Annotated in this window: 23 protein-coding genes and 1 pseudogene; 9 read left to right on the forward strand and 15 right to left on the reverse strand. The window is 74.6% G+C overall.

All coding sequences use genetic code 11. The features are described 5' to 3' along the window. Positions 1-2 precede the first annotated feature (2 nt). Positions 3-1,142 carry an acyl-CoA dehydrogenase family protein gene (locus GEV43_RS34260; protein ID WP_160824968.1) on the reverse strand — a complete coding sequence of 380 codons (1,140 nt, stop codon included), beginning with the start codon at positions 1,140-1,142 and terminating at the stop codon, positions 3-5. Positions 1,143-1,277: 135 nt separating this feature from the next. Then, complete coding sequence (locus tag GEV43_RS34265) at positions 1,278-2,165, reverse strand: NAD(P)-dependent oxidoreductase (RefSeq protein WP_160824969.1); 888 nt, start codon at positions 2,163-2,165, stop codon at positions 1,278-1,280. 21 nt (positions 2,166-2,186) lie between these two features. Here GEV43_RS34265 and GEV43_RS34270 point away from each other — a divergent pair, with 21 nt between their 5' ends. After that, positions 2,187-2,564: a winged helix-turn-helix transcriptional regulator gene (locus GEV43_RS34270; RefSeq protein WP_375539115.1), complete on the forward strand. Its 378-nt coding sequence runs from the start codon at positions 2,187-2,189 to the stop codon at positions 2,562-2,564. A gap of 131 nt (positions 2,565-2,695) precedes the next feature. Here GEV43_RS34270 and GEV43_RS34275 read toward each other — a convergent pair whose 3' ends face one another. Next, complete coding sequence (locus GEV43_RS34275) at positions 2,696-3,331, reverse strand: TetR/AcrR family transcriptional regulator (protein WP_160824970.1); 636 nt, start codon at positions 3,329-3,331, stop codon at positions 2,696-2,698. Positions 3,332-3,401: 70 nt separating this feature from the next. Between GEV43_RS34275 and GEV43_RS34280 the strand changes: the two genes are divergently transcribed. Beyond that, positions 3,402-3,719: a hypothetical protein gene (locus tag GEV43_RS34280; RefSeq protein ID WP_175250966.1), complete on the forward strand. Its 318-nt coding sequence runs from the start codon at positions 3,402-3,404 to the stop codon at positions 3,717-3,719. Continuing rightward, a complete protein-coding gene (locus tag GEV43_RS34285; protein ID WP_160824971.1) occupies positions 3,716-3,886 on the forward strand; it encodes a hypothetical protein in 171 nt (56 codons plus the stop codon). Before GEV43_RS34280 ends, GEV43_RS34285 begins: the two co-directional genes overlap by 4 nt. Here GEV43_RS34285 and GEV43_RS34290 read toward each other — a convergent pair. The 5 genes from GEV43_RS34290 to GEV43_RS34310 form a co-directional block, all read right to left on the reverse strand. Then, positions 3,883-5,130, reverse strand: a complete 1,248-nt coding sequence (locus GEV43_RS34290) for an aspartate aminotransferase family protein (RefSeq protein WP_160824972.1) — start codon at positions 5,128-5,130, stop codon at positions 3,883-3,885. The genes GEV43_RS34285 and GEV43_RS34290 overlap by 4 nt on opposite strands. A 126-nt stretch (positions 5,131-5,256) precedes the next feature. Further along, complete coding sequence (locus GEV43_RS34295) at positions 5,257-5,916, reverse strand: GntR family transcriptional regulator (protein ID WP_160824973.1); 660 nt, start codon at positions 5,914-5,916, stop codon at positions 5,257-5,259. Between the two features lie 16 nt (positions 5,917-5,932). After that, positions 5,933-6,715, reverse strand: a complete 783-nt coding sequence (locus GEV43_RS34300; RefSeq protein WP_160824974.1) for an aspartate/glutamate racemase family protein — start codon at positions 6,713-6,715, stop codon at positions 5,933-5,935. A 27-nt stretch (positions 6,716-6,742) separates the two neighbouring features. Further along, a complete protein-coding gene (locus GEV43_RS34305) occupies positions 6,743-7,504 on the reverse strand; it encodes an Asp/Glu racemase (RefSeq protein WP_160824975.1) in 762 nt (253 codons plus the stop codon). 13 nt (positions 7,505-7,517) lie between these two features. Beyond that, positions 7,518-8,003 carry a DUF3830 family protein gene (locus GEV43_RS34310; RefSeq protein ID WP_175251011.1) on the reverse strand — a complete coding sequence of 162 codons (486 nt, stop codon included), beginning with the start codon at positions 8,001-8,003 and terminating at the stop codon, positions 7,518-7,520. A 279-nt stretch (positions 8,004-8,282) separates the two neighbouring features. Here GEV43_RS34310 and GEV43_RS34315 point away from each other — a divergent pair, with 279 nt between their 5' ends. The 3 genes from GEV43_RS34315 (at position 8,283) to GEV43_RS34325 (ending at position 11,693) form a co-directional block, all read left to right on the forward strand. Continuing rightward, on the forward strand, positions 8,283-9,323 hold the full coding sequence (locus GEV43_RS34315; RefSeq protein WP_160824977.1) for a D-2-hydroxyacid dehydrogenase: 1,041 nt from the start codon (positions 8,283-8,285) through the stop codon (positions 9,321-9,323). Further along, entirely contained in the window at positions 9,320-10,816 is a 1,497-nt protein-coding gene (locus GEV43_RS34320) for an amidase (protein ID WP_160824978.1), read from the forward strand. The genes GEV43_RS34315 and GEV43_RS34320 overlap by 4 nt, the downstream gene beginning before the upstream one ends. Positions 10,817-10,928: 112 nt before the next feature. Then, positions 10,929-11,693 carry a hypothetical protein gene (locus GEV43_RS34325; RefSeq protein WP_160824979.1) on the forward strand — a complete coding sequence of 255 codons (765 nt, stop codon included), beginning with the start codon at positions 10,929-10,931 and terminating at the stop codon, positions 11,691-11,693. Between the two features lie 24 nt (positions 11,694-11,717). On the opposite strand, the gene GEV43_RS34330 is transcribed toward GEV43_RS34325, so the two are convergent. The 7 genes and pseudogenes from GEV43_RS34330 to GEV43_RS56555 all read right to left on the reverse strand — a co-directional run. Then, positions 11,718-12,380 carry a DUF1707 domain-containing protein gene (locus GEV43_RS34330; RefSeq protein ID WP_160824980.1) on the reverse strand — a complete coding sequence of 221 codons (663 nt, stop codon included), beginning with the start codon at positions 12,378-12,380 and terminating at the stop codon, positions 11,718-11,720. 45 nt (positions 12,381-12,425) lie between these two features. Next, positions 12,426-14,705: a LuxR C-terminal-related transcriptional regulator gene (locus GEV43_RS34335; protein WP_309240078.1), complete on the reverse strand. Its 2,280-nt coding sequence runs from the start codon at positions 14,703-14,705 to the stop codon at positions 12,426-12,428. A gap of 189 nt (positions 14,706-14,894) precedes the next feature. Next, a complete protein-coding gene (locus tag GEV43_RS34340; RefSeq protein ID WP_160824982.1) occupies positions 14,895-17,204 on the reverse strand; it encodes a LuxR C-terminal-related transcriptional regulator in 2,310 nt (769 codons plus the stop codon). Positions 17,205-17,333: 129 nt separating this feature from the next. Further along, entirely contained in the window at positions 17,334-19,628 is a 2,295-nt protein-coding gene (locus tag GEV43_RS34345) for an FdhF/YdeP family oxidoreductase (protein WP_160824983.1), read from the reverse strand. Positions 19,629-19,814: 186 nt separating this feature from the next. Beyond that, positions 19,815-22,133 carry a LuxR C-terminal-related transcriptional regulator gene (locus GEV43_RS34350; RefSeq protein WP_160824984.1) on the reverse strand — a complete coding sequence of 773 codons (2,319 nt, stop codon included), beginning with the start codon at positions 22,131-22,133 and terminating at the stop codon, positions 19,815-19,817. Between the two features lie 109 nt (positions 22,134-22,242). Beyond that, positions 22,243-22,659, reverse strand: coding sequence for an LLM class flavin-dependent oxidoreductase (locus GEV43_RS51835; RefSeq protein WP_241684134.1), 417 nt, complete (start codon positions 22,657-22,659; stop codon positions 22,243-22,245). A gap of 41 nt (positions 22,660-22,700) precedes the next feature. Next, positions 22,701-23,153: pseudogene (locus GEV43_RS56555) on the reverse strand (LLM class flavin-dependent oxidoreductase); the annotation flags it as partial. 59 nt (positions 23,154-23,212) lie between these two features. Here GEV43_RS56555 and GEV43_RS34360 point away from each other — a divergent pair. From GEV43_RS34360 to GEV43_RS34370, 3 genes are read left to right on the forward strand one after another with little or no spacing between them, the layout of a single operon-like run. Beyond that, a complete protein-coding gene (locus tag GEV43_RS34360) occupies positions 23,213-24,043 on the forward strand; it encodes a phytanoyl-CoA dioxygenase family protein (protein WP_160824985.1) in 831 nt (276 codons plus the stop codon). Then, the gene (locus tag GEV43_RS34365; RefSeq protein ID WP_309240079.1) at positions 24,040-25,005 is read left to right on the forward strand and encodes a phosphotriesterase-related protein; all 966 of its coding nucleotides are present in this window, start codon (positions 24,040-24,042) and stop codon (positions 25,003-25,005) included. Before GEV43_RS34360 ends, GEV43_RS34365 begins: the two co-directional genes overlap by 4 nt. Beyond that, the gene (locus GEV43_RS34370) at positions 25,002-26,252 is read left to right on the forward strand and encodes a cytochrome P450 (protein WP_160824987.1); all 1,251 of its coding nucleotides are present in this window, start codon (positions 25,002-25,004) and stop codon (positions 26,250-26,252) included. The genes GEV43_RS34365 and GEV43_RS34370 overlap by 4 nt, the downstream gene beginning before the upstream one ends. Positions 26,253-26,279 lie beyond the last annotated feature (27 nt).

The following is a 26,279-nucleotide window of genomic DNA, read 5'->3' on the forward strand; positions in this document are numbered from 1 at the left end:
GGTCAGAGCCCGAGGGTCTTGGCGACGATCTCGTTCATGATCTCGTTCGTCCCGCCGCCGATGCCGAGGATGCGGGCGTCGCGGTAGTGGCGCTCGACCTCGGACTCGCGCATGTAGCCCATCCCGCCGTGCAGTTGAACGGCCTCGTGCACGACGTGCTCGACCGCGTACACCGCCGTGTTCTTGGCGTACGCGGTCTGCGTCAGCACGTCCTCGCCGGCGACGTGCCGTTCGGCGACGGACCGCGTGTACGCGCGCGCGACGTCCACCTGCCGGGCCATCTCCGCGACCTTGTGCCGGACGAGCTGCCGCGACGACAGCGGGCGCCCGAACGTCTCGCGCGACCGGATCCACTCCACCGTGAGGTCCAGGCAGCGCTGCGCCGTCGCGTACGCCTGGACGGCGAGCGAGAGCCGCTCGGTCACGAAGTTCTGCACGATCTGGAGGAACCCGCCGTTCTCCTCCCCGATGAGGTTGGCGGCGGGCACGCGCACGTCGTCGAACGCCAGCTCGGCGGTGTCGGAGCAGAGCCAGCCCATCTTGTCCAGCGCCCGCGACACCGTGAACCCGGGCGTGCCCTTCTCGATGACCAGCAGCGAGATCCCGCCGAACCCCGGCCCGCCCGTCCGCACCGCCGCCGTCACGAAGTCGGCGCGCACGCCCGAGGTGATGAACAGCTTCGCCCCGTTCACCACGTAGACGTCGCCGTCGCGCACGGCGGTGGTGCGGATCCCGGCCACGTCCGACCCGGTGTCGGGCTCGGTCACCCCGAGCGCGCCGATCATCTCCCCGGCGAGCACCGGCCGCGCGAACCGTTCGATCAGGTCCTCGTTCCCGGACGCGATCAGGTGCGGGAGCGCGATCCCGTGCGTGAACAGCGACGCCACGACCCCGCCCGACCCGCCGGCCTGGATCAGCTCCTCCGCCACGATCAGCGCGTCGAACACCTCGCCGCCCGCCCCGCCCGCCGCCTCGGGGAACCCGGCGCCGAGCAGCCCCGCGTCCGCCGCCTTGCGGTGCAGCTCGCGCGGCAGCTCCCCGGCCCGCTCCCACTCCGCCAGGAACGGCACGATCTCCTTGGCCGTGAACTCGCGCACCAGCTCCCGCAGCGCCAAGCGCTCAGGCGTGTTCCAAGGACTCATCGCACTCCTCCGGGGGGCCACATGACCAGAACGAGATTCGGAATCTAAGAGGCTAGCCCAGCCCCCCGGCGCCGCCGGCACCGCGCTCCCGTCCGCCCGGCTCGGGCCCTTCGCCGCGGCGATCTCGCGCCCCTCTCAACGGGGGTTCAGGATCTCGGTGATCCGGAGGAACCCGTCCGCGCCGTGGCCCCGCCCGATGGCGCGGCGCGCGAGACCTTCGGCCGCGCGCATCACGCCCGCGTCGATGCCGTGGGCCTCGGAGGCGTGGACGATGTGGGCCATGGACGACACCGCCGAGGTGATCGGGTTGCCCTCGCCGGAGTAGCCGCCGCCGTCCACGTCCTCCGCGGACCGCTCGAAGATCGGCGGGAGGATCGCGCCGATGCCCTTGGCGAACGGCGCCAGCTCCCGCGCGCTGACGCCCTCGGCCCTCGCCACGGCCAGCGCGTGCGCGTAGCCCGCCATCGCGGTCCAGAAGATGTCGAGCAGGGCGATGTCGTAGGCGGCCGCCCGCCCGATGTCCTCGCCGAGGTGGGTGTGGGCGCCGCCCAGCGCGTCCAGCGCCGGCCGGTGCCGGCGGTAGAGCTCCTCGGGACCGCTGTAGAGGAACACCCCGGCCGGTGTCCCGATGGTCGTGGTCGGCGTCATGATCGCGCCGTCCAGGTAGCCGATGCCCCGCTCGGCCGCCCATGCCGCGGCCTCCCGGGCCCGGTCGGGGGTGTCGGCGGTCAGATTCACGACCGTGCGTCCCTTGAGCGCGTCGGCGACCGCGCCGCGCCGCACGATGGCGTCCGCCGCGTCGTAGTTCACCACGCAGACCACGGTCAGCCCGCTCGCGGCGACCGCCTCCTCGGGCGATCCAGCGCTGACCGCGCCCCGCTCGACCAGTTCGCGGTCCTTGCCCGGCGTCCGGTTCCAGACCGTGGTCCGTAGGCCGGCGTCCAGGAAGGCGCCGGTCAGGGCCCTGCCCATCGGTCCCAACCCGAGCACGGTGACGGCAGACTGTTCGGTGTGCGAGGTCATGCCTCAACTCCTCGATAAGTGATGGCGAACGGCGATGATGGGAAGAAGATGACGCGCAGCCGTGCCCAGGACCCGAACGTCTGCGGTGTGACCGCCGCGATCGCCGTGATCGACGGCAAATGGAAGACGATCCTGCTGTGGCTCCTGGAATCGGGTCCGCACCGTCCCGGCGAACTGCGCCGGCGGCTGCCGGGCCTCAGCGAGAAGGTGCTGACTCAGACGCTCCGCGAAATGGAGGGCGACGGACTGGTCCACAGGGAGGTGCACGATGTGCGGCCGTTGAAGACCGTGTACTCGCTGACCCCGTTCGGCCGCGAACTCTCAGAGGCGCTGGCGCCCCTTTCCGACTGGGGCCACCGCCGCCTGGAGAAGCTGGCCGAGTCACGATCGGATTCCTGACGCACGCCGGCCTCCCCGTCCCATCTGGATCGGACGGTCCCCTGCGGCCCGTCCACGACCAAGCTTCGGGCCGCCCCCGGGCCGCCGACAAGTACCCACAAAAAAGTGGCTATCGCAGGTGGCGCGGCCCTTCAGCGGCGGGCGGCGGGATCGGTGATCTCGGTGACGTGGCGGTGGAGGACGGCTGACAGTTCCTCGGGGCCCAGCGCGGCGGGGCGCAGGACGGCGTGCATGGTGAGGCCGTCCAGGAGGACGTGGACGCGGTCGGCCTCCGCCTCGATGTCGAGGCCGGCGCGGAGCAGGCCGAGGCCGTCCGCGGCCTGGAGGAGGCGGACGATCAGCCCGCGCAGGTTCTCGTGCATCTGCGTCGCGTACGGCTCCAGGCCGGGGTGCGTGCGGGCGCTGGTGACGAACGTCAGCCAGACCTCGGCCTCCTCGCGCCGTTCGCCGTCCAGGGGGAGCACCTCGGCGAACAGCGCCTCCAGCGCCGCGACGTGCTCGGCGGGCGGCGCGTCCGGATCGGGGGTCTTGAGCCGCTGCGCGCGGGCCTTCAGGCGCTCGCCCGCCCGCTGCGCGAAGTAGCGCATCGCGAAGATCATGATGTCGGCCTGGCCGTCGAAGTAGTGCCGGACCGAGCCGATCGCGAGCCCCGCCTCCGCGGCCACGTTGCGCAGCGACGCCTGCTCCAGCCCCTCGCGCCGGGCGACGCGGAACACCGCCTCGGCGACCTCGCGGCGGCGCTCCTCGGGGTCCACGACCTTGGGCATGGTCCTTTATAGCACGGTCATGCTACGTTGATTTGGCACGGCTCTGCTAAATCATTGGAAGGGGAACGGGATGCGGGAGGTGATGGACCTGCTGCTGATCAGGTTCGGGATCATCGTCGCCGGGATCACGGTGCTGATCGTCGCCGGGTTCGCGGTGGCGATCGCGCTGAAGCGGCGGGGGAGGCCCGTGGACGCCCGCCGCGTCGCCTCCGCCGTCCAGCCCGTCGTCCGCGCCTGGGCCGAACGGCCGCCGCGAGGCGGGGGCGGGCGCCGCGGCGGCCTCGGCGGGCTCGCCGTCCGGGGAGCCCTGCGCTACCTCGACGACCGTTCGCGCGACCGGCGCCCGGAGGACCGCGGTGAACGCGGTGAACGGGGTGGACGGCGATGACGGCGATGACGGCGGCGGTGCTCGCCGGCGGCGACTCCGACATCCTCGGCGAGCTGCTGATGGACCGGCTGATCAAGTTCGGGATCGTGGTCGTCGCCCTGGTCGTGCTGGTGGTGGCCCTGGCGATCGTCTACCGGAAGGTCGGGAACGGGGACCGCGGCCGCTAGCAGGCGGCGACGGCGGACGCCCACAGGGCCAGGCCCTCGTCGATGTCGGCCTCGGTGGCCACCAGCGGGGGGATGAAGCGGACGACGTTGCCGTACGCGCCGCAGGTGAGCAGGAGCAGGCCGCGCTCGGCGGCGGCCCGGTGCGCCGCCTGCGCGGCGGCGGCGTCGGGCCCGCCGTCCGGCGCGGTGAACTCGGCGGCCTGCATCAGCCCGAGGCCGCGCACGTCGCCGATGCGCGGGTGGTCGGCGGCGACCTTGCGCAGGCCCTCCTGGAGCCGTTCGCCGGTACGGGCCGCGTTGCCCACCAGGTCCTCGTCGCGGATGACGTCGAGGGTGGCGAGCGCGGCGGCGCAGGCGACCGCGTTGCCGCCGTACGTGCCGCCCTGCGACCCGGGCCGCGCGCGCTCCATCAGCGCGGCGGGCGCGGCGATGGCCGACAGGGGGAAGCCGCTCGCCAGGCCCTTGGCGGTGACGAGGACGTCGGGGCGGGCGGAGGCGTGCTGGTGGCCCCAGAAGCGCCCCGTACGGCCGAAGCCGGTCTGCACCTCGTCGGCGATGAGCAGGACGCCGTGCCGGTCGGCGCGCTCGCGCAGGCCCTCCAGGAACGCGGGCGGCGCGGGGATGTAGCCGCCCTCGCCGAGCACCGGCTCGACGATGAACGCGGCGGTGTCGCCGGGGGAGCAGTCGGTGGCGAGCAGGTGGTCGAGCTCGCGCAGCGCGAAGCGGGTCGCCTCGTCCTCGTCCCAGCCGTAGCGGTACGCCTGGGGGAACGGGGCGAGCGCCCGTCCGGGCATCACCGGGCCGATCCCCGCGCGGAACTTCGTCCCGGCGGTGGTGAGCGCTGCGGCGCCCATCGTGCGGCCGTGGAACCCGCCCTGGAACGCCACGATGTTCTGGCGGCCGGTCGCGTGCCGGGCCAGCCGGACGGCCGCCTCCACCGCCTCGCTGCCGCTGTTGAGGTAGAACACCGAGTCCAGGCCCTCCGGCAGGACGTCCCCGAGGCGCTCGGTCAGCCGCAGCAGGGGCCGGTGCATGACCGTCGTGTACTGGCCGTGGATCAGCGTGCCGGCCTGGGCGCGCACCGCCTCGACGACGCGGGGATGGCAGTGGCCGGTGTTCGTCACGCCGATGCCGGAGGTGAAGTCGAGATGGCGCCGGCCCCGCTCGTCGTAGAGGTGGACGCCCTCGCCGCGCTCGGCCAGCACGGGGGTGGCCTGCTTCAGCACCGGTGACAGCTTCGCCATGCGTTCCTCCCGAGATGTAGATTGTCGACAAACTGCAAGCCATCGGACCACGGGCCGGGTCCGGCTGTCCAGTGCGGGCCGGTCACATCGTCCTGCTCCCGCCGCGGACGGGGCGCGCGCCGCCGGCTAGGTGACGCGGAGGCGCTGGATGGAGTCGGTCATGTGCTCCTCGATGAGCCGGAGCAGGCGCTCCTCCTCGCCGTCGCCGATCGCGTCGACGAGGCGGCGGTGCTCCTCGACCAGCTCGCCCGGCTCGGGGTACTTGTCCTGGAGGGCGTTCAGGCACATCCGGGTCTCGACCAGCAGCGTCTGCGCCATCCGCTCCAGCCGGGCGCTGCCCGACGAGCTGACCAGCACCTGGTGGAACTCCTGGTCGGCGTCGCTCATCTTGACCCGGTCGCGCTGGCGCGCCGCGTCCACCAGCGCGTCCAGCGCGCCGGTGAGGCGGACCACGGCCTCGCCGCGGTTGCGCTGCATGATCAGCTCGCAGGCGGCGCGCTCGATGGCGAGCCGGGCGAGGTAGACGTCCTCGACGTCGGTCTCGTCCAAGGTGATCACGAACAGGCCGCGGTGCGGCTCGCTGTGCAGCAGGCCCTCCTGGACGAGGCGCTGCATCGCCTCGCGCAGCGGCCCGCGGCTGATGCCGAGCCGCGCGGCGAGCTCGGCCTCGCCGAGCTGCGCGCCGGGCTCCAGCGACCCGTACAGGATCGCGGCGCGCAGCTCGTCGGAGACGAGCTCGACCGTCGACTTGCGCGGAACAGGTTCCAGCTCACCCAATCGGCCCATGCCCGGGCCCCCTTCGTCATCGCTCTCTAGCGAACAGGCGCCCGAGGCCGGGGCGCGGGCGGACGGTCCCGTCCGGGCCCGCGGCGAGGCGCAGACCTTCCCAGACGCTCACCTGGTTGGCGGTGAGCACCGGCTTGCCGAGGCGTTCCTCCAGTTCGTCCAGCCAGGCCGCGGTGTGCAGGGCGGTGTCGGGCACGAGCACGGCCTCGGCCTCCGGATGGTCGTTGGCCGCGACGAAGCCGAGCACGGCGTCGCGGCCGAGCGTACCGACCTCGGCCGCGGTGACGATGCCGCGCGCCGACAGCGCGACGACCTCGACGCCCGCGTGGCCGAGGAACTCCGCGAACCGCCCGGCCACGTCGGCGGGGTAGGTCGCCGCGACCGCGACCCGCCGCAGCCCGAGGTGCCGGGCCGCGTGCACGAACGCGAACGAGGTGCTCGACGCGGGGACCCCGGCGGCCTCGCCGACGCCCGCGACCTGCGCCGCCGCGCCGTCCCAGCCGAACACGAAGCTGCCGCTCGTGCAGGCCCACACCGCCGCCCGCACGCCGAGGGCGCGCAGCTCGCGCGCGCCCTCGGCGAGCACGTCGGCGCCGCCGATGTCGAGCAGCGCGTCGACGCGGTGGGCGTCCTCGCGCATCGTCGTGTGGACGACCGGCAGCCGGACGCCGCCCAGCAACTTCTCGATCACGGGATAGTCGTCCTCGGCGCTGTGCCCCGGGTAGAGGAACCCGGCGGCCGGCGCCGCCGGTACCCCGTCCGCGGACAGGTTGTCGACAATCCTACCAGTCTGGATCATGGGCCCCTCCCGGTGGCGGCGCCGCGCTCAGGCGGCGGTGGGACTGCTGAACTGGACGAGCCACTGGTCGGAACCGGCGGCGGGACGTCCCATGCGCCGCAGCGCGGAGCACATCGTGACCTGGTTGGCGGTGAGGACGGGCTTGCCGAGCATCTTCTCCAGCGGCGCGATGATGTCGTACGTCGGCACGTTGGTGCAGCTGATGAACACGGCCTCGGCCTCGGGCCCGTCCACGGCCGACACGGCGCTGACGATCTCGCCGTAGCCGACCTTCCAGATGTGGCTGAGCAGGCCCATCCCGACGGACGAGACGACCTCGATGCCGTGCTCGGCGAGGTACGACACCAGCCGTCCGGTGACGGTGTCGATGTAGGGCGTCACGACGGCGATCCGCCGCGCGCCGAGCAGGTGGAGCGACTCCACCAGGGCGCCCGACGTGGTCGCCGCGGCGGGCGCCCCCGCCGACAGCATCGTCTGGTGGAGCGTCCGCTCGCCGGCCGCGCCCCGGACGAAGCTCCCCGAGGCGCAGGCGTACGCCACCGCGAGCGGCTCCGGGGCGAGCACGTCGCGGACGGCCTGCCGGACGATCGAGTGGTCCGACAGCGCGGACGCCATCTCCACCGTGACCGGCACCGGGACGTACGGCAGCCGGGTGAGGAACAGCGACACGTCGTCGGGCGTCCACCGCCACAGCTCGCGGTCGAGGGCGAAGTCGAACGGCGCGACCACGCCGATGCCGTGCTGGGCCAGCAGCTCCGGCTGGCTGACCAGCTTGGGGTCGAATGTCATCCGGGGCCGCCGCTCAGGTCTCGTCGAGGCGGCGGTAGACGAGGCGCTCGCCGACGGCGCCCGAGCGCCAGACGTCGTTGCACGCCTCGGCCATGGGGCCGAGCCCCTCGACGATGGTCGCGTAGACGTTGCCCGGGACCCAGCCGACGTCGCCGTTCAGCAGCAGGTTGTTGCGGCCGTAGAAGATCGCGAGGTCGATCACGCCGGGCAGCGCCGCGATCCCCTTCTCCTCCTTGAACGCCCGGTCGAGCATCCCGCCCGGGAACGCGAAGTAGACGACGTCGCCGGGGATCGGGGTGACGGTGGGGTTCTCCTGGCCGACCTCCTGCTCGGCGAAGGTCTCCACCATCGTGTAGACCTCGTTGCGGGCGTACTTGGCGTGGTAGGCGTCGCCGCCCAGCGGCAGGGCGCGCCATACGGCCTCGCAGGTGCGCGGCGCGTCCTTTTCGAGGAGTTCGGCGACGCACGAGACGCCGCGCCGCTCCAGCGAGATGGTCATGTGCTTCGGCATGCCGGGCCTCCCCGTGCACAGGGGCGGGCGATGATCGTCGCTCACCCGAGAGGACTCTTGCGTTAGAGCGCCTTGGGAGCCGTCCTGGCCTGGGACACGGTTGCGACGGTCTTGCAGCACGTGATCAGTGCGGCTACCTGCTATAACGACCGCGCTGATTGTTGACAATCCTACGAATGCTTCCTAGCGTGTCAATCCCTTGCGGGTTGCATTCGTGTTGACTCGCGTTGCCTCCGCGTTAACTCGGCACTCCGGAAAGTGACGCCCATGGAACCCGCGCCGCCCGCCCCCTCCGGACGACCCCGCGTCGCGGTCCTCGTCGCGGACGACCGCCCGCCCGGCATGGACGGGATCGAACGGCTGGCCGACGTCCGCTACGTCCGCGAGCCCGACCTCGCGCCGGCGCTCAAGGACGCCGACGTGCTGTTCATGTGGGACTTCTGGTCCGAGGCGCTCGCGGGCGCGTGGCCGGACGGCGGCGGGCCCGGCTGGGTGCACATCGCGAGCGCGGGCGTCGACCGGCTGCTGTTCCCCGCGCTGGTCGAGGGCCGCACGGCCGTCACCAACTCGCGCGGGATCTTCGACGAGCCGATCGCCGAGTACGTCCTCGGGCTCGTGCACTGCTTCGCCAAGGACCTGCACACGACGCTGCGGCTCCAGGCCGAGCGGCGGTGGCGGCACCGCGAGACCGAGCGCGTCGCGGGCGCCCGCGCGCTGGTCGTCGGCACCGGGCCGATCGGCCGCGCCATCGGCCGCCGCCTCGCCGCCGCCGGGATGCGGGTCGGCGGCGTCGGCCGCACCGCGCGGCCGGGCGACCCCGACCTCGGCGACGTGCTGCCGATGGACGGGCTGCACGGCGCGCTCGCCGGGGCCGACTACGTGGTGCTCGCCGCGCCGCTCACCGGCGCCACCCGCGGCATGATCGACGCGGCGGCGCTCGCCCGGATGCGGCCCACCGGGCGGCTGATCAACGTCGGGCGCGGGCCGCTGGTCGTCGAGGACGACCTGGTGGCCGCGCTGCGGGCGGGCACGATCGCGGGCGCGGCCCTCGACGTGTTCGTGGACGAGCCGCTGCCCGCGCCGTCCCCGCTGTGGGACCTGCCCGGCGTGATCGTCTCCCCGCACATGTCCGGCGACGTCGCCGGCTGGCGCGACGACCTCGTCCGGCTGTTCGCCGACAACCTCGACCGCCACCGGCACGGCCGGCCGCTGCGCAACGTCGTCGACAAGCGGCTCGGCTACGTGCGCGCGCCCGACCCGTCCGACCCGTCCGACCCGCAGCGAGACGACCAGAGGGGGCAGCGATGACGAACGGCACCGCGACCACGAACGGCGGCCCGCCGCCCGAGCCCCCGGGCGGCTCCGCTCCGGCGACCGCGGTCACCGAGCTGGCCGCCACCGAGCTGCTCGCCGCCTACCGGGCCGGGCGGCTCTCCCCGGTCGAGGCCGCCGAGGCCGTTCTGGAGCGGATCGAACGGGTCGATCCCGCGCTCAACGCGTTCTGCCTCGTGGACCCCGACCGCGCGCTCGCCGCCGCCCGCGCCTCGGCCGAGCGGTGGCGGCGCGGCGAGCCGCTCGGCCTGCTCGACGGCGTGCCCGTCTCGATCAAGGACGTGCTGATCACCCGCGACTGGCCGACGCTGCGCGGCTCCCGCGCCGTCGACCCGGCGGGGCCGTGGACCGAGGACGCGCCGTCGGTCGCGCGGCTGCGCGAGCACGGCGCGGTCCTGGTCGGCAAGACCACCACGCCGGAGTTCGCGTGGAAGGGCGTCACCGACGGCCCGCTCACCGGCGTCACCCGCAACCCGTGGGACCCGTCCCGCACCGCGGGCGGGTCCAGCGGGGGAGCGGCGGCGGCCGTCGCGGCGGGCCTCGCGCCGCTCGCGCTCGGCACCGACGGCGGCGGCTCGGTGCGCATCCCCGCCGCGTTCACCGGCACGTTCACGCTGAAGCCGACGTACGGCCGCGTCCCGCACTTCCCGGCGAGCCCGTTCGGCACCCTCGCGCACGTCGGGCCGATCACCTGGACGGTCGCGGACGCGGCGCTGCTCATGGACGTGATCAGCGGGCCGGACGGCCGCGACTGGTCCGAGCTGGCCCCGCGCGGGCCGGGCTCGCCGCCGTTCGCGGACGCGGCGCTGGACGACCTGCGGGGCCTGCGCGTCGCGTTCAGCCCGACGCTCGGCTTCGCGCGCGTGGACCCCGAGGTCGCCGGTCTCGCCGCCGCCGCCGCGCGGGCCTTCGCCGAGCTGGGCGCGGAGGTCGTGGAGACCGACCCCGGGTTCGGCGACCCGGTCGAGGAGTTCGAGGTCCTGTGGTTCTCCGGCGCCGCGAAGGTCGCCGAGCACCTGCCGCCGGACGCCCGCGCCGGGCTGGACCCCGGCCTGCGGGAGATCTGCGAGCGGGGCGCCCGCTACTCGGCGAGCGACTACCTCGACGCGACCGCCCGCCGGATGGAGCTCGGGCGGATCATGGGCCTGTTCCACCGGGAGTACGACCTGCTGCTCACCCCGACCCTCCCGATCACCGCGTTCGAGGCGGGCCGCGAGGTGCCCGCGGGCTCGGCGGCGCGCCCCGGGCGCCCGGCCCCGCGCTGGACGGACTGGACGCCGTTCACCTACCCGTTCAACATGACCCAGCAGCCCGCCGCGAGCCTGCCCGCCGGGCTCACCCGCGCGGGCCTGCCGGTCGGCCTCCAGGTCGTCGGGGCGCGGCACGCCGACGACCTGGTGCTGGCCGCGTGCCGGGCGTACGAGCGGGCGCGGCCCTGGCACGGGCGCCGCCCGCCGATCGGCGCCTGACCGGCCGTACGCCGCGAGGGGCGCGGCGGCGGGGCATTGCGCGCGGGGGCGGGCGCGTCTACTGTCCCAAGCAAGCAACTGCTTGTTAATCCGCCTGCCCCCGGGAGGGTCCGTGCGCCGCGGCGTCTACCTGCTCGAAGAGGTCGAGTTCCACCCGATGAACTCGCGCAGGCCCCTGGAGTACCTGCGCTGGCTCACCGCCTACAAGCAGGAGGACGACCGGCTCGCCGAGGGCGCGCACGAGCTGACCGAGGGCCTGTCGATCAGGTCCCGCGACATCGACCTGGTCGGCGCGTTCTACGCGGTCGGCATCAGCGGCCACCCGCAGTTCAAGGTCGTCACGCTGTGGGACTGCCACGGCGGCTGGGACGGCGGCTGGCGGCAGATGCTGGAGATCTACGACGACGTCCAGAAGAACCTGTTCCTGTCCGACATCGACGACCTGCGGCACGGCGCGTTCTCCCGGCCGCTCGGCGCCGCGCCCGGCAGCCCCTCGATCGCCGGGCTGCTGGACGAGGGGTACGCGGCGCCGCTGTACCTGTTCGAGAGCGCCCGCGTCCGCCCCGGCGCCGCGCTGGACTACCTCGCCGCCGTGCGGGAGGAGCGCGCGCCCGTGCTCGCCGAGCACGGCCACCGGCTCGTCGGCGCGTACGAGGTGCAGTTCTGCGATACCGAGGCCGTCACGCTGTGGGGCACCGACATCGACGCGCACCTCGGCCTCCAGCGCGCCCGCGACGCGGCCCTCGGCATGGACGACGAGACCGAGCCCGACCACCGGCTGCTCTCGTGGCGCAAGCAGGCCCGCGAGTACCTGGAGGGCGACTGGCGCGAGACGCTGCTCAGCCCGTACCCCGGCAGCAAGCTCGCCCCGGGCTGAGCCCGCCCGCCAGCGGCCCCGCCGTCACTCCTCGGAGGCGCGCTTCTTCAGCTCCTTGCGGAGGCGCTTCTCCTCGCGGCGGGCCTTGCGCTTGACGTCGACGCCGCCCCAGAACGCGAAGCCGGAGACGATCACCTTGGGGGAGCCGGGCACGCCGGGGCCGCTGGCCTTGTGGTCGAACCCGCCCATGATCCCGATGCCGTTGACGTGCACCGTGAGGTCCTCGGGCGCGATCACCTCGACCCCGCCCATGATCGCCAGCGCGATGATCCGCACCTCGGCGCCGGCGAACCGCGCCTCCCGCAGGTCGATCTTCCCGCCGCCCCAGAACGTGAACGCGGTGAACCGCCGCGGGACGTTCCACACGCCCTGCCGCTTGAAGGCGCTCATCACGCCGATGCCGGTCTTCCAGGACGGCGCGTCGGGCACCGGCGCGAACGCCCCCGCCGGCGCCGCCGCCGTGCGGCCCGCCGCGGCCGTCGCGGGCAGGTCGCGGGTGATCGGCTCCAGCTCGGCGTAGGTCTTGGCGGCGTAGACGGCGTCGAGACGCTCGTCGAGCTCCTCCAGGGTCAGCCGACCGTCGCCCGCCGCGTCGCGCAGGAGCTGCGCGACGCGGTCCCGGTCGGAGTCGGAGGCGCGCATCTCCGGCGGGTCCGGCGGGCCCGCGCGGTCGGGGAGGTTCGTCATGGAGCGAGCCTAAGGCAGCGCGCCCCGGGCCGGGACCCCGCCCGGTCAGGCGGACGGGGCGGCGCCGCGCTCGCGGCGCTCGGTCCAGGTCGCGATCTGCGTGCGGGAGTTGAAGCCGAGCTTGGCGAGGATGTGCTCGATGTGCGAGTCGACGGTGCGCTTGGCGATGACGAGCCGTTCGGCGATCTCGCGGTTGGACAGGCCCTCGGCGACGAGCGCGGCCACCTCCCGCTCGCGGCCCGTCAGCGGGTCGGGCTCGTCGTCCCGCGGCACCTGGACGGCCTCGCCGCGCGCCAGCGCGATCGCCTCGGCCACGGACAGGGCGGCGCCGCGCCGCTTGGCGGCCTCGAACCGGTCCCGCGGCAGGGTGCGCAGGATCGCGCGCTCCGACATCGCCCGCCGCTTCATGTAGTGCGGCCCGTACTGGAGCGACGCGCCGAGCGTCCGCCACATCCGGTCGGTCGCGCCGAGCAGCATCGCCGCCTGCTCGTGGTCGCCGCGCACGACCGGCGCGGGCGTCAGCAGGTCCAGCGCGAGTGTGATGCCGAGCTGGTCGCCGAGCGACTCCTTGATCCGCAGGCAGTCGAGCAGGTCCCGGACGGCGGCCTCGTGCTCGCCGAGCCACCACAGCGCCGCGCCCCGCGCGTACAGGGCGAACGCGTGGTTCCACCGCTCGCCGGTCGCCTCCCCGCTCCGCACGGTCCGTTCGGCGACGGCGAGCGCCTCCCTCTCCTCGCCGCACAGCAGGTGCACCGACGACAGGTGCGGCCCGGTGAGCAGCGCGAGCGGGTCCTGGTGCCCGATCTTGGCGAACGCCGCGCACGCCTCCTCCAGCAGCGACCGCGCGGGGCCCAGCCGCCCCTCGAACAGCGCGATGAGGCCCTGCCCGTGCAGCGCGTGCGCGCGCAGGTCGAGGTCGTCCTCCTCCAGCGCCTCCGCGAACAGCGGCCGGGCCCCGTCGACGTCGCCCTGCTGGACGGCGACCATCCCCGCGCCGTACGCGATGCGCGCGCGCTCGATCCCGGTCAGGTACGGGGCCGCGAGCGCCCGCTCGTACCAGCTGCGGGCCTCGCCGAACAGCCCGAGGCACATCCAGTAGTGCTGGAGGACGACGATCAGCCGCAGCCCGGTCCGCTCCTCGCCGGCCGTCGTCAGCGAGTACTCCAGCGCGACCCGCAGGTTGGCGTTCTCCTCGCGGAGCCGGATCAGCCAGTCGACCTGCTCGCCGCCCATCGCCGCCGCGCGCGCCCGCTCGGCGAGGCCGAGGTAGTGGTCGCGGTGCCGCCGCAGCAGGTCGGGCCGCTCGCCGAGGCCGTCCAGCTGTTCGAGGCCGTACTCGCGCAGCGTGTCGAGCAGGCGGTAGCGGCGGCCGTCCCGCTCGCACAGCACGATCGACTTCTCCACCAGCCGCCCGAGCACCTCGAACAGCTCGTCCGCCGCGACGCCGTGCCCGGCGCACACGCGCTCGGCCGCCTCCAGGTCGAAGTCGCCGGGGAACACCGACAGCCGCGCCCACAGCTTCTGCTCCTCCGGCGTGCACAGCTCGTGGCTCCACTCGATCGCGGCGCGCAGCGTGCGGTGCCGGTCGTGGCCCGCGCGGCTCGTGCCGAGCAGCCGGAACCGGTCGTCGATCCGGTCCATCAGCCGCTCGACCGACATGGTGCGCAGCCGTACGGCGGCCAGCTCGATCGCGAGCGGGATGCCGTCGAGGCGGCGGCACAGCCGCGCCACCGTCGCCCGGTTGCCGGGGGTGAGCGCGAAGCCGGGCACCATCGCCTCGGCGCGGTCGGCGAACAGCGTGACGGCGTCGCCGCCGCCCGCCTCGCCCGCGGCCCCGGCGGCGCCGTCGCCGGCGTCGTCGGGCCCGTCCGGGACGGGCAGCGGCGGGATCACCAGGTTGTGCTCGCCCATCACGTCGAGCGGCTCGCGGCTGGTCGTCAGGATCCGCAGCCGCGGCGCGGCGCGCAGCAGCACCTCCGACAGCAGGGCGCACTCGTCGACCAGGTGCTCGCAGGTGTCGAGGACGAGCAGCAGGTGCTTGTCGGACAGGTGCTCCGACAGCCGGTCGAGCTGCGCGCCCGCCGTCTGGCCGGGGAGCTGGAGCGCGTCGGCGACCGTGCGGGGCAGCAGCTCGGGCTCGCGCAGCGCCGACAGCTCGACCATCCAGACCCCGTCGGCGAACGAGCGGCGCAGGTCGGACGCCAGCCGGACCGCGAGCCGGGTCTTGCCGACCCCGCCGACGCCGGTGAGCGTGACCAGCCGGGACCGCCCGAGGGTCTGCTTGGCCTCGGTGAGCTCGCGCCGCCGGCCGACGAACCGGGTCACCTCGGCAGGCAGGTTGCCAGGCCGCCCTCTGTCAGCCAGAGCCGTCACGGTCACCTCGATCGGTACGTCGGAGCGTACGTATCGTATGCCCGCGGCTCCCCGTCCCACGGCAGGATCGCCGCCGGGTGGCCGCTTCCAGCCGCTTCCAGCCGCGCCGCCGCGGCGGGGCGCGCCCGTCAGGACCGTCCGTCAGGGCCGCCGCTGGGTCCACGCGGCGATCTGCGTTCGCGACCCGAAACCGAGCTTGGCCAGGATGTGCTCGACGTGCGAGTCGACGGTGCGCTTGGAGATGACGAGCCGTTCGGCGATCTCCCGGTTGGCGAGGCCCTCGGCGACCAGCGCCGCGATCTCCCGCTCGCGGCGCGTCAGCGGGTCGTCCGCCGAGCCCGCCGGCGGGGCCGCGCGGGGGAGCGCGGGGTCGCGCTCGCCGCGGGCGAGCGCGGTCGCCTCGCCGAGCGGCAGCGCGGCGCCGTGGCCGCGCGCGAGCGCCAGCCGCTCGGGGCCGAGCCGTACGCCGAGCCGGCTGAGCTCCGCGTCGCGGACGCCGGTGTAGACGGGGCCGGGCATGGAGACGCGCAGCCGTTCCCAGAGCGCCCCGGACGCGCCGAGCAGGATCGCGGCGCGGTCGCCCTCGCCGCGGGCCGCCAGGCAGTACGCGGTCAGGTCCAGCGCGAGGGCGGCGCCGACGCCGTCGGCGGACGCCTCCTTGATCCGCAGGCACGCCAGGACGTCGGCGAGCGCGGCGTCGGGGTCGCCCTCCAGCCAGCGGACCAGCGCCCGCGCCCACAGCAGGTACGAGCGGCACCACTGCTCACCGGTGGCGGCGCAGACGCGCAGGCCCTCCTCGGCGACCTCCAGGGCGCGCCCGGCCTCCCCGAGCACGCCGAGCGCGGCGGCCAGGACCGGGAACGTCACCAGCGCGTGCGGCCGGTCGAACCCGACGGCGGCCTGCGCGGCGAGCGCCCGTTCGAGGGACGCGCGGGCCGCCTCGGGGTCTCCGGCGACGAACGTGGCGATCGCGTGGATCTGCTCGGTGCAGGCGCGCAGCGCCGCGTCGTCGCCGTGCGCGTCCCGCAGCTCGTCGACCAGCGACCCGGCCGAGGCGAGGTCGCCCTGCGCGGCGGCGAACGCGGCGGCCGAGTACAGCGCCCACCCTCGGTCGGCGCCGCCGGGCGGGGTGCGGGCGAGGGCCCGCGCGAGCCAGCTCCGCGCCTCCCCGAACCTGCCGGTGAGGACCCAGTAGAAGTGCAGCGCCACCAGCATGCGCAGGGCGGCGGGCGCCTCGCCGGGGGTCCGCAGGCAGTGGTCGAGCGCCGCCCGCAGGTTGTGGTGCTCGTCGCGCAGCCCGCCGGCCAGCGCGAGCTGGCGGGGGCCCATCTCGCCGTCGGCGGCGCGCCGGACGAGGGCCAGGTAGTGGTCGCGGTGGCGGCGGCGCAGCTCGCGGAGGTCCGCGGGCGACAGCCGCTCGGCCCCGAACTCGCGGAGGGTGTCGAGCATCCGGTAGCGGCCGGTGCCCCGGTCGCAGGTCATCACGGACTTGTCGACGAGCCGTCCGAGCAGGTCGAGGACGTCGCCCGCGGGCACCTCCTCGCCGCCCGCGCAGACCGCCTCGGCCGCCTCGACGTCGAACCCGCCGGGGAACACCGACGCGCGCGCCCACAGCAGCCGCTCGGACGGGTCGCACAGGTCGTGGGTCCAGCTCACCGCCGCGCGCAGCGTCTGGTGGCGCGCGTGCCGGGACCGCGCGGTGCCGAGCAGCCGGAACCGGTCGTCGAGCCGCGCGGCGATCTGCTCCAGCGTCATCGAGCGCAGCCGCACGGCCGCCAGCTCGATCGCGAGCGGGAGGCCGTCGAGGCGGCGGCACAGCCGCGCCACGGCCGGCCGGTTGGCGTCGGTGAGCGCGAAGCCCGGCACGATCCCGGCGGCGCGGTCGCCGAACAGCTCGACCGACTCGGACGGCTCCGACGGCTCGGACGGCTCGGTGCAGTCCGCGGCGCCGTCCGCGCCGACGCCCGAGTCCAGCGGCGGGACGAGGTAGGTGTGCTCGCCCATCACGTTCAGCGGCTGCTGGCTCGTCGCGAGGATGCGCAGCCCGGGCGCGGCCCGCAGCAGCAGCTCGGCGAGCATCGCGCACGCGTCCACCAGGTGCTCGCAGGTGTCGAGGACCAGCAGCAGCCGCCGGTCGGCGAGGAACTCCTCCAGCGCCTCGACCGTGTCGGCGTCCGGGCGGTCGTGGAGGTGGAGCGCCTCGGCCACGGCGCGCGGGACGAGATGCGGCTCGCGCAGCCCCGACAGCTCGACCAGCCACGCCCCGTGCGGGTGGCGCTTGCGCGCGTCGGCGGCCAGCCGCAGCGCCAGGCGGGTCTTGCCGACGCCGCTCGCCCCGCACAGGGTGAGCAGGCGGGCGCGCTCCAGGATCCGCGCGCCCTCGGCGAGCTCACCGCTCCGTCCGATGAACCTGGTGACCTCGGCCGGGAGGTTGCCGGCGCCGTGGTTCATCGACACAGCCGACACGAAGCGCCCCCACCTGTTCGCAGTGCGTGGACCCTCGCATCGTATCCAGCCCGCGCGGGGGACGGGCGGCCGATGGCGGACGGCGGCCCGCGCCGCCCGGCCCCGAGGTCCCCGCTACGCGGGCGGATCGAGCCGGACGACGACGGACTTCGACGTCGGGGTGTTGCTGACCTCGGCGGTGCTGTCCAGCGGGACGAGCACGTTGGTCTCGGGGAAGTACGCGGCGGCGCAGCCCCGCGCGGTCGGGTAGGCGATGATCCGGAACCCGGGCGCGCGCCGCTCGGCGCCGTCGGACCACTCCGAGACCAGGTCGACCGTCGCGCCGTCCGCGAGGCCGAGCGCCTCCAGGTCGGACGGGTTGACGAACACGACGCGGCGGCCCGCCTTGACGCCCCGGTAGCGGTCGTCCATCCCGTAGACGGTGGTGTTGTACTGGTCGTGGCTGCGGACGGTCTGGAGCAGCAGCCGCCCCTCGGGGACGCGCAGCACCTCCAGCGCGTTCACGGTCAGGTTGGCCTTGCCCGTCGCCGTCGGGAAGCGGCGCTCGTCGCGCGGCGCGTGCGGCAGCGTGAACCCGCCGGACGCGCGGATCCGCTCGTTGTAGCCGTCGAAGCCGGGGACGACCCGCGAGACGTGGTCGCGGATCACGTCGTAGTCGCGCTCCATCGCCGTCCAGTCCGCGTCGGCGGGCGAGGCGTCGCCGAACGTGGCGCGGGCGAGCCCGCACACGATCGCGACCTCCGACCGCAGGTGCGGCGACGCGGGGGCGAGGCGCCCGCGCGAGGCGTGCACCATGCCCATCGAGTCCTCGACGGACACGAACTGCGGCCCCGCGGCCTGCTCGTCCCGCTCCGTCCGGCCGAGCGCCGGGAGGATCAGCGCCTGCTCGCCGGTCACCGCGTGCGAGCGGTTGAGCTTGGTCGACACGTGCGCGGTGAGGCGGCAGCGGCGCATCGCGGCCTCGGTCACGGCGGAGTCGGGCGTCGCGCGGACGAAGTTGCCGCCCATCCCGAGGAACACCTTGGCCGTCCCGTCCCGCATGGCGCGGATCGCGTCGACGGTGTCGAGGCCGTGGCGGCGCGGCGGCTCGAACGAGAACTCCTCGGCCAGGGCGTCCAGGAACGCGGGCGCGGGCTTCTCGTAGATCCCCATCGTCCGGTCGCCCTGCACGTTGGAGTGCCCGCGCACCGGGCAGACGCCCGCGCCGGGACGGCCGATGTTGCCGCGCAGCAGCAGGAAGTTGACGACCTCGCGGATCGTCGGCACCGAGTTGCGGTGCTGGGTCAGGCCCATCGCCCAGCACACCACGATCCGCTCCGCGGCGAGCACGTCGCCGAGCGTCGCCGCGATCTCACCCCGGGTGAGGCCCGTCGCCTCCAGCACCTCGTCCCAGTCGAGCGCCTTGATGTGCTCCTCGAACGCGGCGACGCCGTGCGCGTGCTCGGCCAGGAACGCGCGGTCGACCGCGCCGGGCGTCTCGGCCTCGGCCTCCAGCAGCATCCGGTTGAGCGCCTGGAACAGGGCGAGGTCGCCGTTCAGCCGGATCTGGAGGAACCGGTCGGCGAGCCCCGTGCCGCGCCCGGCCACGCCGGACGGGCGCTGCGGGTTCTTGAACCGCATCAGGCCCGCCTCGGGCAGCGGGTTGACCGCGACGATCCGCGCGCCCTCCTTCTTGGCCCGCTCCAGCGCCGACAGCATCCGCGGGTGGTTGGTCCCGGGGTTCTGGCCCACGACGAAGATCAGGTCGGCCCGGTACAGGTCGTCGAGCAGGACCGAGCCCTTGCCGACCCCGATCGTCTCGTTCAGCGCCGACCCGGACGACTCGTGGCACATGTTGGAGCAGTCAGGCAGGTTGTTGGTGCCGAACGCTCGGGCGAAGAGCTGGTAGGCGAACGCGGCCTCGTTGCTCGTGCGGCCCGAGGTGTAGAACAGCGCCTCGTCGGGGGAGTCCAGGGCGTTCAGCTCCGAGCCGAGCAGCCCGAACGCCTCGTCCCACGAGACCGGCTCGTAGTGCTCGGACCCGGCGCGCCTGATCATCGGCTCGGTGAGCCGGCCCTGCTGCCCGAGCCAGTGGTCGCTGCGCTCGCCCAGCTCGGCGACCGTGTGCCGGGCGAAGAACTCGCGGGTGATCCGCCGCGTGGTCGCCTCCTCGGCGACGGCCTTCGCGCCGTTCTCGCAGAACTCGGCGACGTGCCGGCGGTCGCCCTCGGGCCAGGCGCAGCCGGGGCAGTCGAACCCCCGCTTCTGGTTGACGCGCAGCAGCGTCAGCGCGGTGCGCCGGACCCCCATCTGGTCGTAGGAGTCGCGGAGCGCGGCCGTGACCCCGGGGACGCCGGCCGCCCACGTCTTCGGCTTCGACACCTCCAGGGCGTCGTCGTCGAAGTCGTCCTTCGGCGCCTTACGGCTCATCGTCCACATCCTCCAGTCGTGCCGGGGCGGGGGCCGGGGAGAGCCCCCCGCTCCACTCTCTCCCACTGTGGCACGTCCCCGCCAATGCGCTGACACGCTGGAGCTATAGCAAAATCGTCGCGCGGGCGACCGGGACCGGGCCCGGGGCCGCGGCGGACGTCCCCCGCCGCCCGCCGGGCCGGGGGGTCACGTTTCCGCGGCGGCCATCCAGGCCGCGACCTGAGTGCGGGACGCCATGCCGAGCTTGCCGAGGATGTGCTCCACGTGCGAGTCGACCGTCCGCTTGGCGATCACGAGCCGTTCGGCGATCTCCCGGTTGGACAGGCCCTCGGCGACCAGCTCGGCGACCTGGTGCTCGCGCCGGGTGAGCAGCTCGGCCGGCCGTTCGGGCGGGGCGGGCAGGGCCGGGACGCGGCCGGGGTCCAGGCCGAGCGCGATCGCGTCGGCGACGGGCATCGCCCGGCCCGCGTCGAGGCCGGTCTCCAGCCGCTCGTCGCCGAGCGCGTCGCGGGCCGCGTCGACCGCCGCGGCCCGCAGGTCGGCGTAGTGCGGGCCGCGCTGGACCGGCGTGCGCAGCCGGTGCCACATCGCCTCGGTCGCGCCCGCGAGGACGGCCGCCCGCGCGTGCTCGCCGCGCGCGACCGAGCACACCATCAGCACGTCCAGGCACATCGCGACGCCGACCAGGTCGTTGAACGCCTCCATCGTCCGCATGCTCGCGCAGGCGTCGGCCACGGCCTCGTCGACCGCCCCGGCCAGCCACCGCGACGCGCCCCGCATCCACAGCGCGAACGCCCGCGCCCACCGCTCGCCGGTCCGGTCGCAGGCCGCCAGGCCCTCCTCCAGCACGGCGAACGCGTCGTCGAACTCCCCGAACAGCGACAGCACGGCTCCGAGGTCGGTGTAGATGGTCAGCGCGTCGGGATCGGTGTGCCCGCCCCGCAGGTAGCCCGCCTGCGCCTCGCGGTAGCGCGCCAGCGCGCCCTCCAGGTCGCCGGAGTAGAACAGCGCCCGGCCCCGCAGGTGGTCGGAGTGCGCCCGCAGGTCGGCCTCGCCGAGCGTGTCGGCGATCTGGACGGCCCCGGCCAGCAGCGGCTCGGCCGGCTCCAGATCGCCCTGGAGGACGGTGAACATCGCCGCCCCGTACGTCGCCCAGCCCCGTTCGGCGGTGACGCCCGACGTCGCGGCGAGGGCCCGGTGGCTCCAGTCGCGGCCCTCGCTGAACTGGCCCGTCGAGTACCAGTACTGGCGCAGCAGCACCGCGAGCCGCAGCCCCGCCTCCTCCTCGCCCGGCGTGGTCAGCGCCCACTCCAGGGCGGCCCGCAGGTTGGCGGTCTCGGCCCGCAGCCGCAGCGTCCAGGAGAGCTGGTCGCCGCAGTTCTGCGCCGCGGCGGCCCGTTCGGCGAGGCCGGCGTAGAACAGGTGGTGGCGGCGGGCCGGGCCGTCCCGCCCGTCGGCCTGGTCGAGCAGCTCGGAGCCGAACTCGCGGATCGTGTCGAGCAGCCGGTAGCGGCGCCGCTCGCCCTCGTACCGGACGACCGACTTCTCCACCAGCCGCCCGAGCACGTCGAGCAGGCTCCCGGCGGGCAGGTCGTCGCCCGAGCAGACCCGCTCGGCGGCCTCCAGGTCGAAGTCGCCGGGGAACACCGACAGCCGCGCCCACAGCACCTGCTCGGCGGGCGTGCACAGCTCGTGGCTCCACGCGATCGCGGCGTGCAGCGTCTGGTGCCGGTACTGGCTCGTCCGCGCGGTGCCGAGCAGCCGGAACCGGTCGTCGAGCCGTTCGACGAGCTGGTCGATCGACATCACCCGCAGCCGCACGGCGGCCAGCTCGATCGCGAGCGGGATGCCGTCGAGGCGGTGGCACAGCCGCGCGACGGCCTCCCGGTTGGCGGGCGTGATCGCGAACCCCGGCATCATCGCCGCCGCCCGCTCGGCGAACAGCGTCATCGAGTCGCAGTCCTCGGCGGGCGGGCCCGCCGGGTCGGGCGTCGGCAGCGGCGACACCATGATCGTGTGCTCGCCGATCACGTCCAGCGGCTCGCGGCTGGTGGCGATGATCCGCAGGTGGGGCGCGGCCCGCACCAGCACCTCGGCGAGCATCGCGCAGGCGTCGATCAGGTGCTCGCAGGTGTCGAGGATCAGCAGCATGCGCTTGTCGGCGAGCTGGCCCGCCAGCAGGTCGATCCCGTCGCCGGGCGCCCGGTCCGGCAGCCGCAGCGCGTCGGCGACCGTACGGCCGAGCGGCCCCGGCTCGCGCAGCGCCGACAGCTCGGCCAGCCACGCGCCGTCGGCGAACTGCCGCCGCAGCTCGGTCGCCGTGCGCAGCGCCAGCCGCGTCTTGCCGACCCCGCCGACCCCGCACAGGGTGACCAGCCGGGACCGTTCGAGCGCCTGCTTCAGGGCCGCGACGTCCTGGCGCCGCCCGACGAAGCTGCTGACCTCGGCGGGCAGGTTGCCCCCGGGCCGGGCGCCGGGGGAGCCCGCCGCCAGTGAAGTCGTCATGTCCACCTCGGGATCGCGGCTCGCGGACCGGGGGTCCGCGAACGGGGAGGTCCCCGATCGTACGCTCCGAAGCGGCTTGGTCGCTGTCGGTGTGCGAGGCGGGTGGGGCTCAGGCCCCCGCGAGCCGGGCCACGACCGGGTCGAACGCGTCCAGGTCGGACTCGTGGTGCAGGACGAAGTGGCTCAGGCCGAGCTCCTCGCGCCAGCCGCGCAGCCGGTCGGCCATCGCGTCCGGGCCGCCGGCCAGCACCTGCGGGGTGTCCTGCTGGGTGCCGGGGTCGGCGGCGCTCCAGGACGCGGCGGCCCGGTCGCCGCCGACCCGCAGGATCGACGTGCCGAGCTCGATCGCGCCGAACCGCTCGCCCGCCGCGTCCCTGACCACCTCGATCTTGCGGCGGAACGCGCCGGGGCCGCCGTCGGCGGTGTCGGGGCCCGAGCCGTCCGCGCGGACCCGCATGGTGAGGTTGACGACGTCGGCCTCGCGGGCCGCGAGCCGCAGCATCCGGGGCCCGCCGCCGCCCAGCATGAGGCGGGGGCCGGGCGCTGCACCGGCACCGGCTCCTGCTCCAGGCCGTCCAGCCGGTAGTGCTCGCCCGCGTAGGAGAACGGCCCGCCGCGCCACAGCCCCTTCAGCACGTCGATCGCCTCGGCGAGGCGGTCCACCCGCACGCCCGGCGGGTCGAGGACGAGGCCCGCCCGGTGGTAGTCCTGCGCCATCCAGCCGGTGCCGAGCCCGAGGTCCAGCCGCCCGTCCGACAGCACGTCGACCGACGCGGCCTCCTTCGCGAGGACGGCCGGGTGCCGGTAGTCGTTGGCGAAGACGAGCGTGCCGACCCTCAGCCGGGACGTGGCGCAGGCCGCGGCCGCCATCGCCGCGACGGGCGCGAAGCGCGGGCCGACGAGGTGGTCGGGGACGAGCAGCGCGTCGTACCCGGAGTCCTCCAGGCGCCGGGCCTTGGCCGCCCACTCCCGGGCCGAGCCCGCCATCCGGACCACCGCGGCGAAACGGAACGGTCGCATGCGCCCGAGTCTATACCAAGCGCTTGCTCGTCAACCGTCCCGGCGTTACCGTCACGGCCATGGGTGTTCCGGTGCCTGCTCGTTCAGACAAGCCCGCCGTCCGCGACGTGACCGACTCCGAGATCGGCTCCTTCAGGGAGCGCGGCTGGGCGAGGCTCCCCGGCCTCGTCGGCGCGGACTACGTCGCCGACCTGCGGGAACGCGCCCTGGAACGGCTCGGCGAACGGCGCGGGCGCTTCCGCAACAACTACGTCGACCAGGCGTTCGGCCAGGACCGCGACATCGCCCGGCACGACGAGGCGTACGCCGCGCTCGCGCTCTCCCCGGCGCTCGCCCGCAACGTGCGCCGCCTGCTCGTCGGCGTGGACGCCGTCCGGCTCCAGGTCACCAACCTGCTGGTCAAGGAGCCCGCCGGGAACCCGGGCGCCGCCGAGGGCCCGCCCGACGGGCACGGCGCGACGGTCTTCCACCAGGACTTCCCGTGGATGCCGATGGACCGCTCGTCCATGCTGACCGTCTGGCTCGCCCTGGACGAGGTCCCCGCCGACATGGGCGCGCTCCGCTTCTACGAGCGCTCGCACCGGTACGGCCCGCTCGGCCGCAGCTTCGTCCGCGAGGACGACGGCGCGCTCGACCAGCACCCGTGGCTGGGGGAGCTGCCGCTCTCCGAGCCGTTCGACCTGGCGGCGGGCGACGCGACCGTCCACCACAGCCTGGTGATCCACGGCGCGCCCGCCAACCGCCGCGACCGGCCGAGGCTGTCGTTCACCGCGACCTACTTCGACGCCGCGACCCTCTACACCGGCGCGCCGTACGGGCAGACCGACGGGCTCGGCCTCGCCGTGAACGAGCCGTTCGACCACCCGCTGTTCCCGGTGGTGCCGTCGTGATCGAGACCCTGCGCGGGCCCGTCGCCGACCCCGGCGCCACCCTCATGCACGAGCACGTCTTCGGCCTCAGCCCCGAGATCCTGTGGAACTGGCCCGACATCCCCGAGGGCTGGGACCCGGAGGCGCGCGCCCGGGAGGCCGCCGCCAAGCTCGACGCGGCCAAGGCCGCCGGGATCGACACGATCGTGGACCTGACCGTGATCGGGCTCGGCCGGCACGTGCCGTCCGTCCAGCGCGTCGCCGAGCTCACCGGCGTCAACATCGTCGCCGCGACCGGCCTCTACACCTACGACGCGCTGCCGCCGTACTTCGGCAACCGCGGGCCGGGCACGCTGTTCGGCGGGCCGGACCGGCTCGCCGAGTTCTTCGTCCGCGACATCACCGAGGGCATCGGCCGCACCGGCGTGAAGGCCGGCATGCTCAAGTGCGCGACCGGCCGCCCCGGCATCACGCCCGGCGTCGAGCGCGTCATCCGCGCCGTCGCCGCCGCCCACCGCGAGACCGGCGTGCCGATCACCACGCACTCCGAGTCGTCCACCCGCAACGGCCTGGACCAGCAGAAGCTCCTCGCCGCCGAGGGCGTGGACCTGTCGCGCGTCGTCATCGGCCACGCGGGCGACTCCACCGACCTCGGCTACCTGGAGGAGCTCATCGCGAACGGCTCGTACATCGGGATGGACCGGTTCGGCATCGAGTTCACCTCGTTCGAGGACCGCGTCGCGACCGTCGCGGCCCTCTGCGAGCGCGGCCACGCCGGCGCGATGGTGCTCTCCCACGACTCGTACTGCTTCAACGACCGCTTCGACCCGGCCGTGGTCGCCGAACGCCATCCGAACTACCACCTGCTGCACATCCCGCGCGACGTCCTGCCCGCTCTGCGCGCCCGCGGCGTCACCCAGGACCAGATCGACCAGATGCTCGTCGGCAACCCCCGCCGCATCCTCACCGGAGAGCGCCCGTGACCGCACAGAACGCGACGCCGGAAACCGCGACGGACTTCGACGTCACCGCCGCCTGGCACGTGGCGGACCCGTACCCGTTCCTGCGCAGGCTCCGCCGCGAGCGGCCCGTGTTCTGGAGCGACCACCTCTCGATGCACGTGCTGACCCGCTACGACGACGTCCGCGCCGCGTACCGGGACCACGCCGCGTTCTCCAGCGTCGGCTCGCTGACGATCTCCCGCACGCTCACGGACGAGGTCAAGGAGATCCTCGGCGACCACCGCTCGTTCCTCGACGACTTCGCCGCCAACGTGGACCCGCCCAAGCACACCCGCATGCGCCGCGCCATCTCCCGGGCGTTCACGCCGCGCGCGGTCGCCCGCCTCGGCGACGCGTTCCGCGCCGAGGTGGACGGCGTGCTCGACGGCGTCGTCCCGAAGGGGAAGGCCGACTTCGTGTCCGAGATCGCGCACCTGCCCTCGGCGCGCCTCGCGGCCGTGTTCATCGGCGTCCCGCCCGAGGACGAGGACCGCGTCAAGCACTGGGTGCTGTCCTGGTTCCAGCTCTTCCTGTCGCCGCAGCCGCCGGACCGCCAGTGCGAGCTGGCCCGGGACTTCCTCAAGTACCTCGACTACGTCGACCGGCTCGTCACCGAGCGCCGCGCCGAGCCGCGCGACGACTTCGTCTCGCTGATGGCCGAGCTGATCGACACCGGACCGGACGGCCTGTCGCACCGCGAGGTGGTCGAGACGATCAGCGCGCTGCTGCTCGGCGGCAACGACACCGTCCCGAACGGGCTGTCCAACGCGGTCCACCGGCTCCTGCGCGAGCGCGCCGTCTGGGAGGAGATCGTCGCCGACCCGGCCCTGATCCCGGGCATGGTCGAGGAGTCGCTCCGCATCGACGGCGCCAGCCTCGGCAGCTTCCGCACCACCACCCGCGACGTCACGCTGCACGGCGTCACGATCCCCGCCGGCGTCCAGGTGCTGCTGCACGCCGACTCGGCCGGCCACGACGAGACCGTGTTCCCCGACCCCGAGCGGTTCGACATCCGCCGCCCGAACGCCCGCGAGCACATGGTCTTCGGCTACGGCGTCCACCACTGCGTCGGCGCCGCGCTCAGCCGGCTCAAGATGCAGATCGCGTTCGAGAGGCTGGTCGCCCGCCTGCCCGGCCTGCGGCTCGCGGACGGCGCGCGCCCCGAGTACCGCAGGAGCATGGTCGGCCGCGGCCTCACCGCGCTGCCGGTGACCTGGCGCGACGGCTGACCGCGGGCCGCCCCCGGCGGCGGTCCG

The sequence above is a fragment of the Actinomadura sp. J1-007 genome, from assembly GCF_009793335.1.
In the GTDB taxonomy this organism is placed as follows: Bacteria; Actinomycetota; Actinomycetes; order Streptosporangiales; family Streptosporangiaceae; genus Spirillospora; species Spirillospora yumaensis.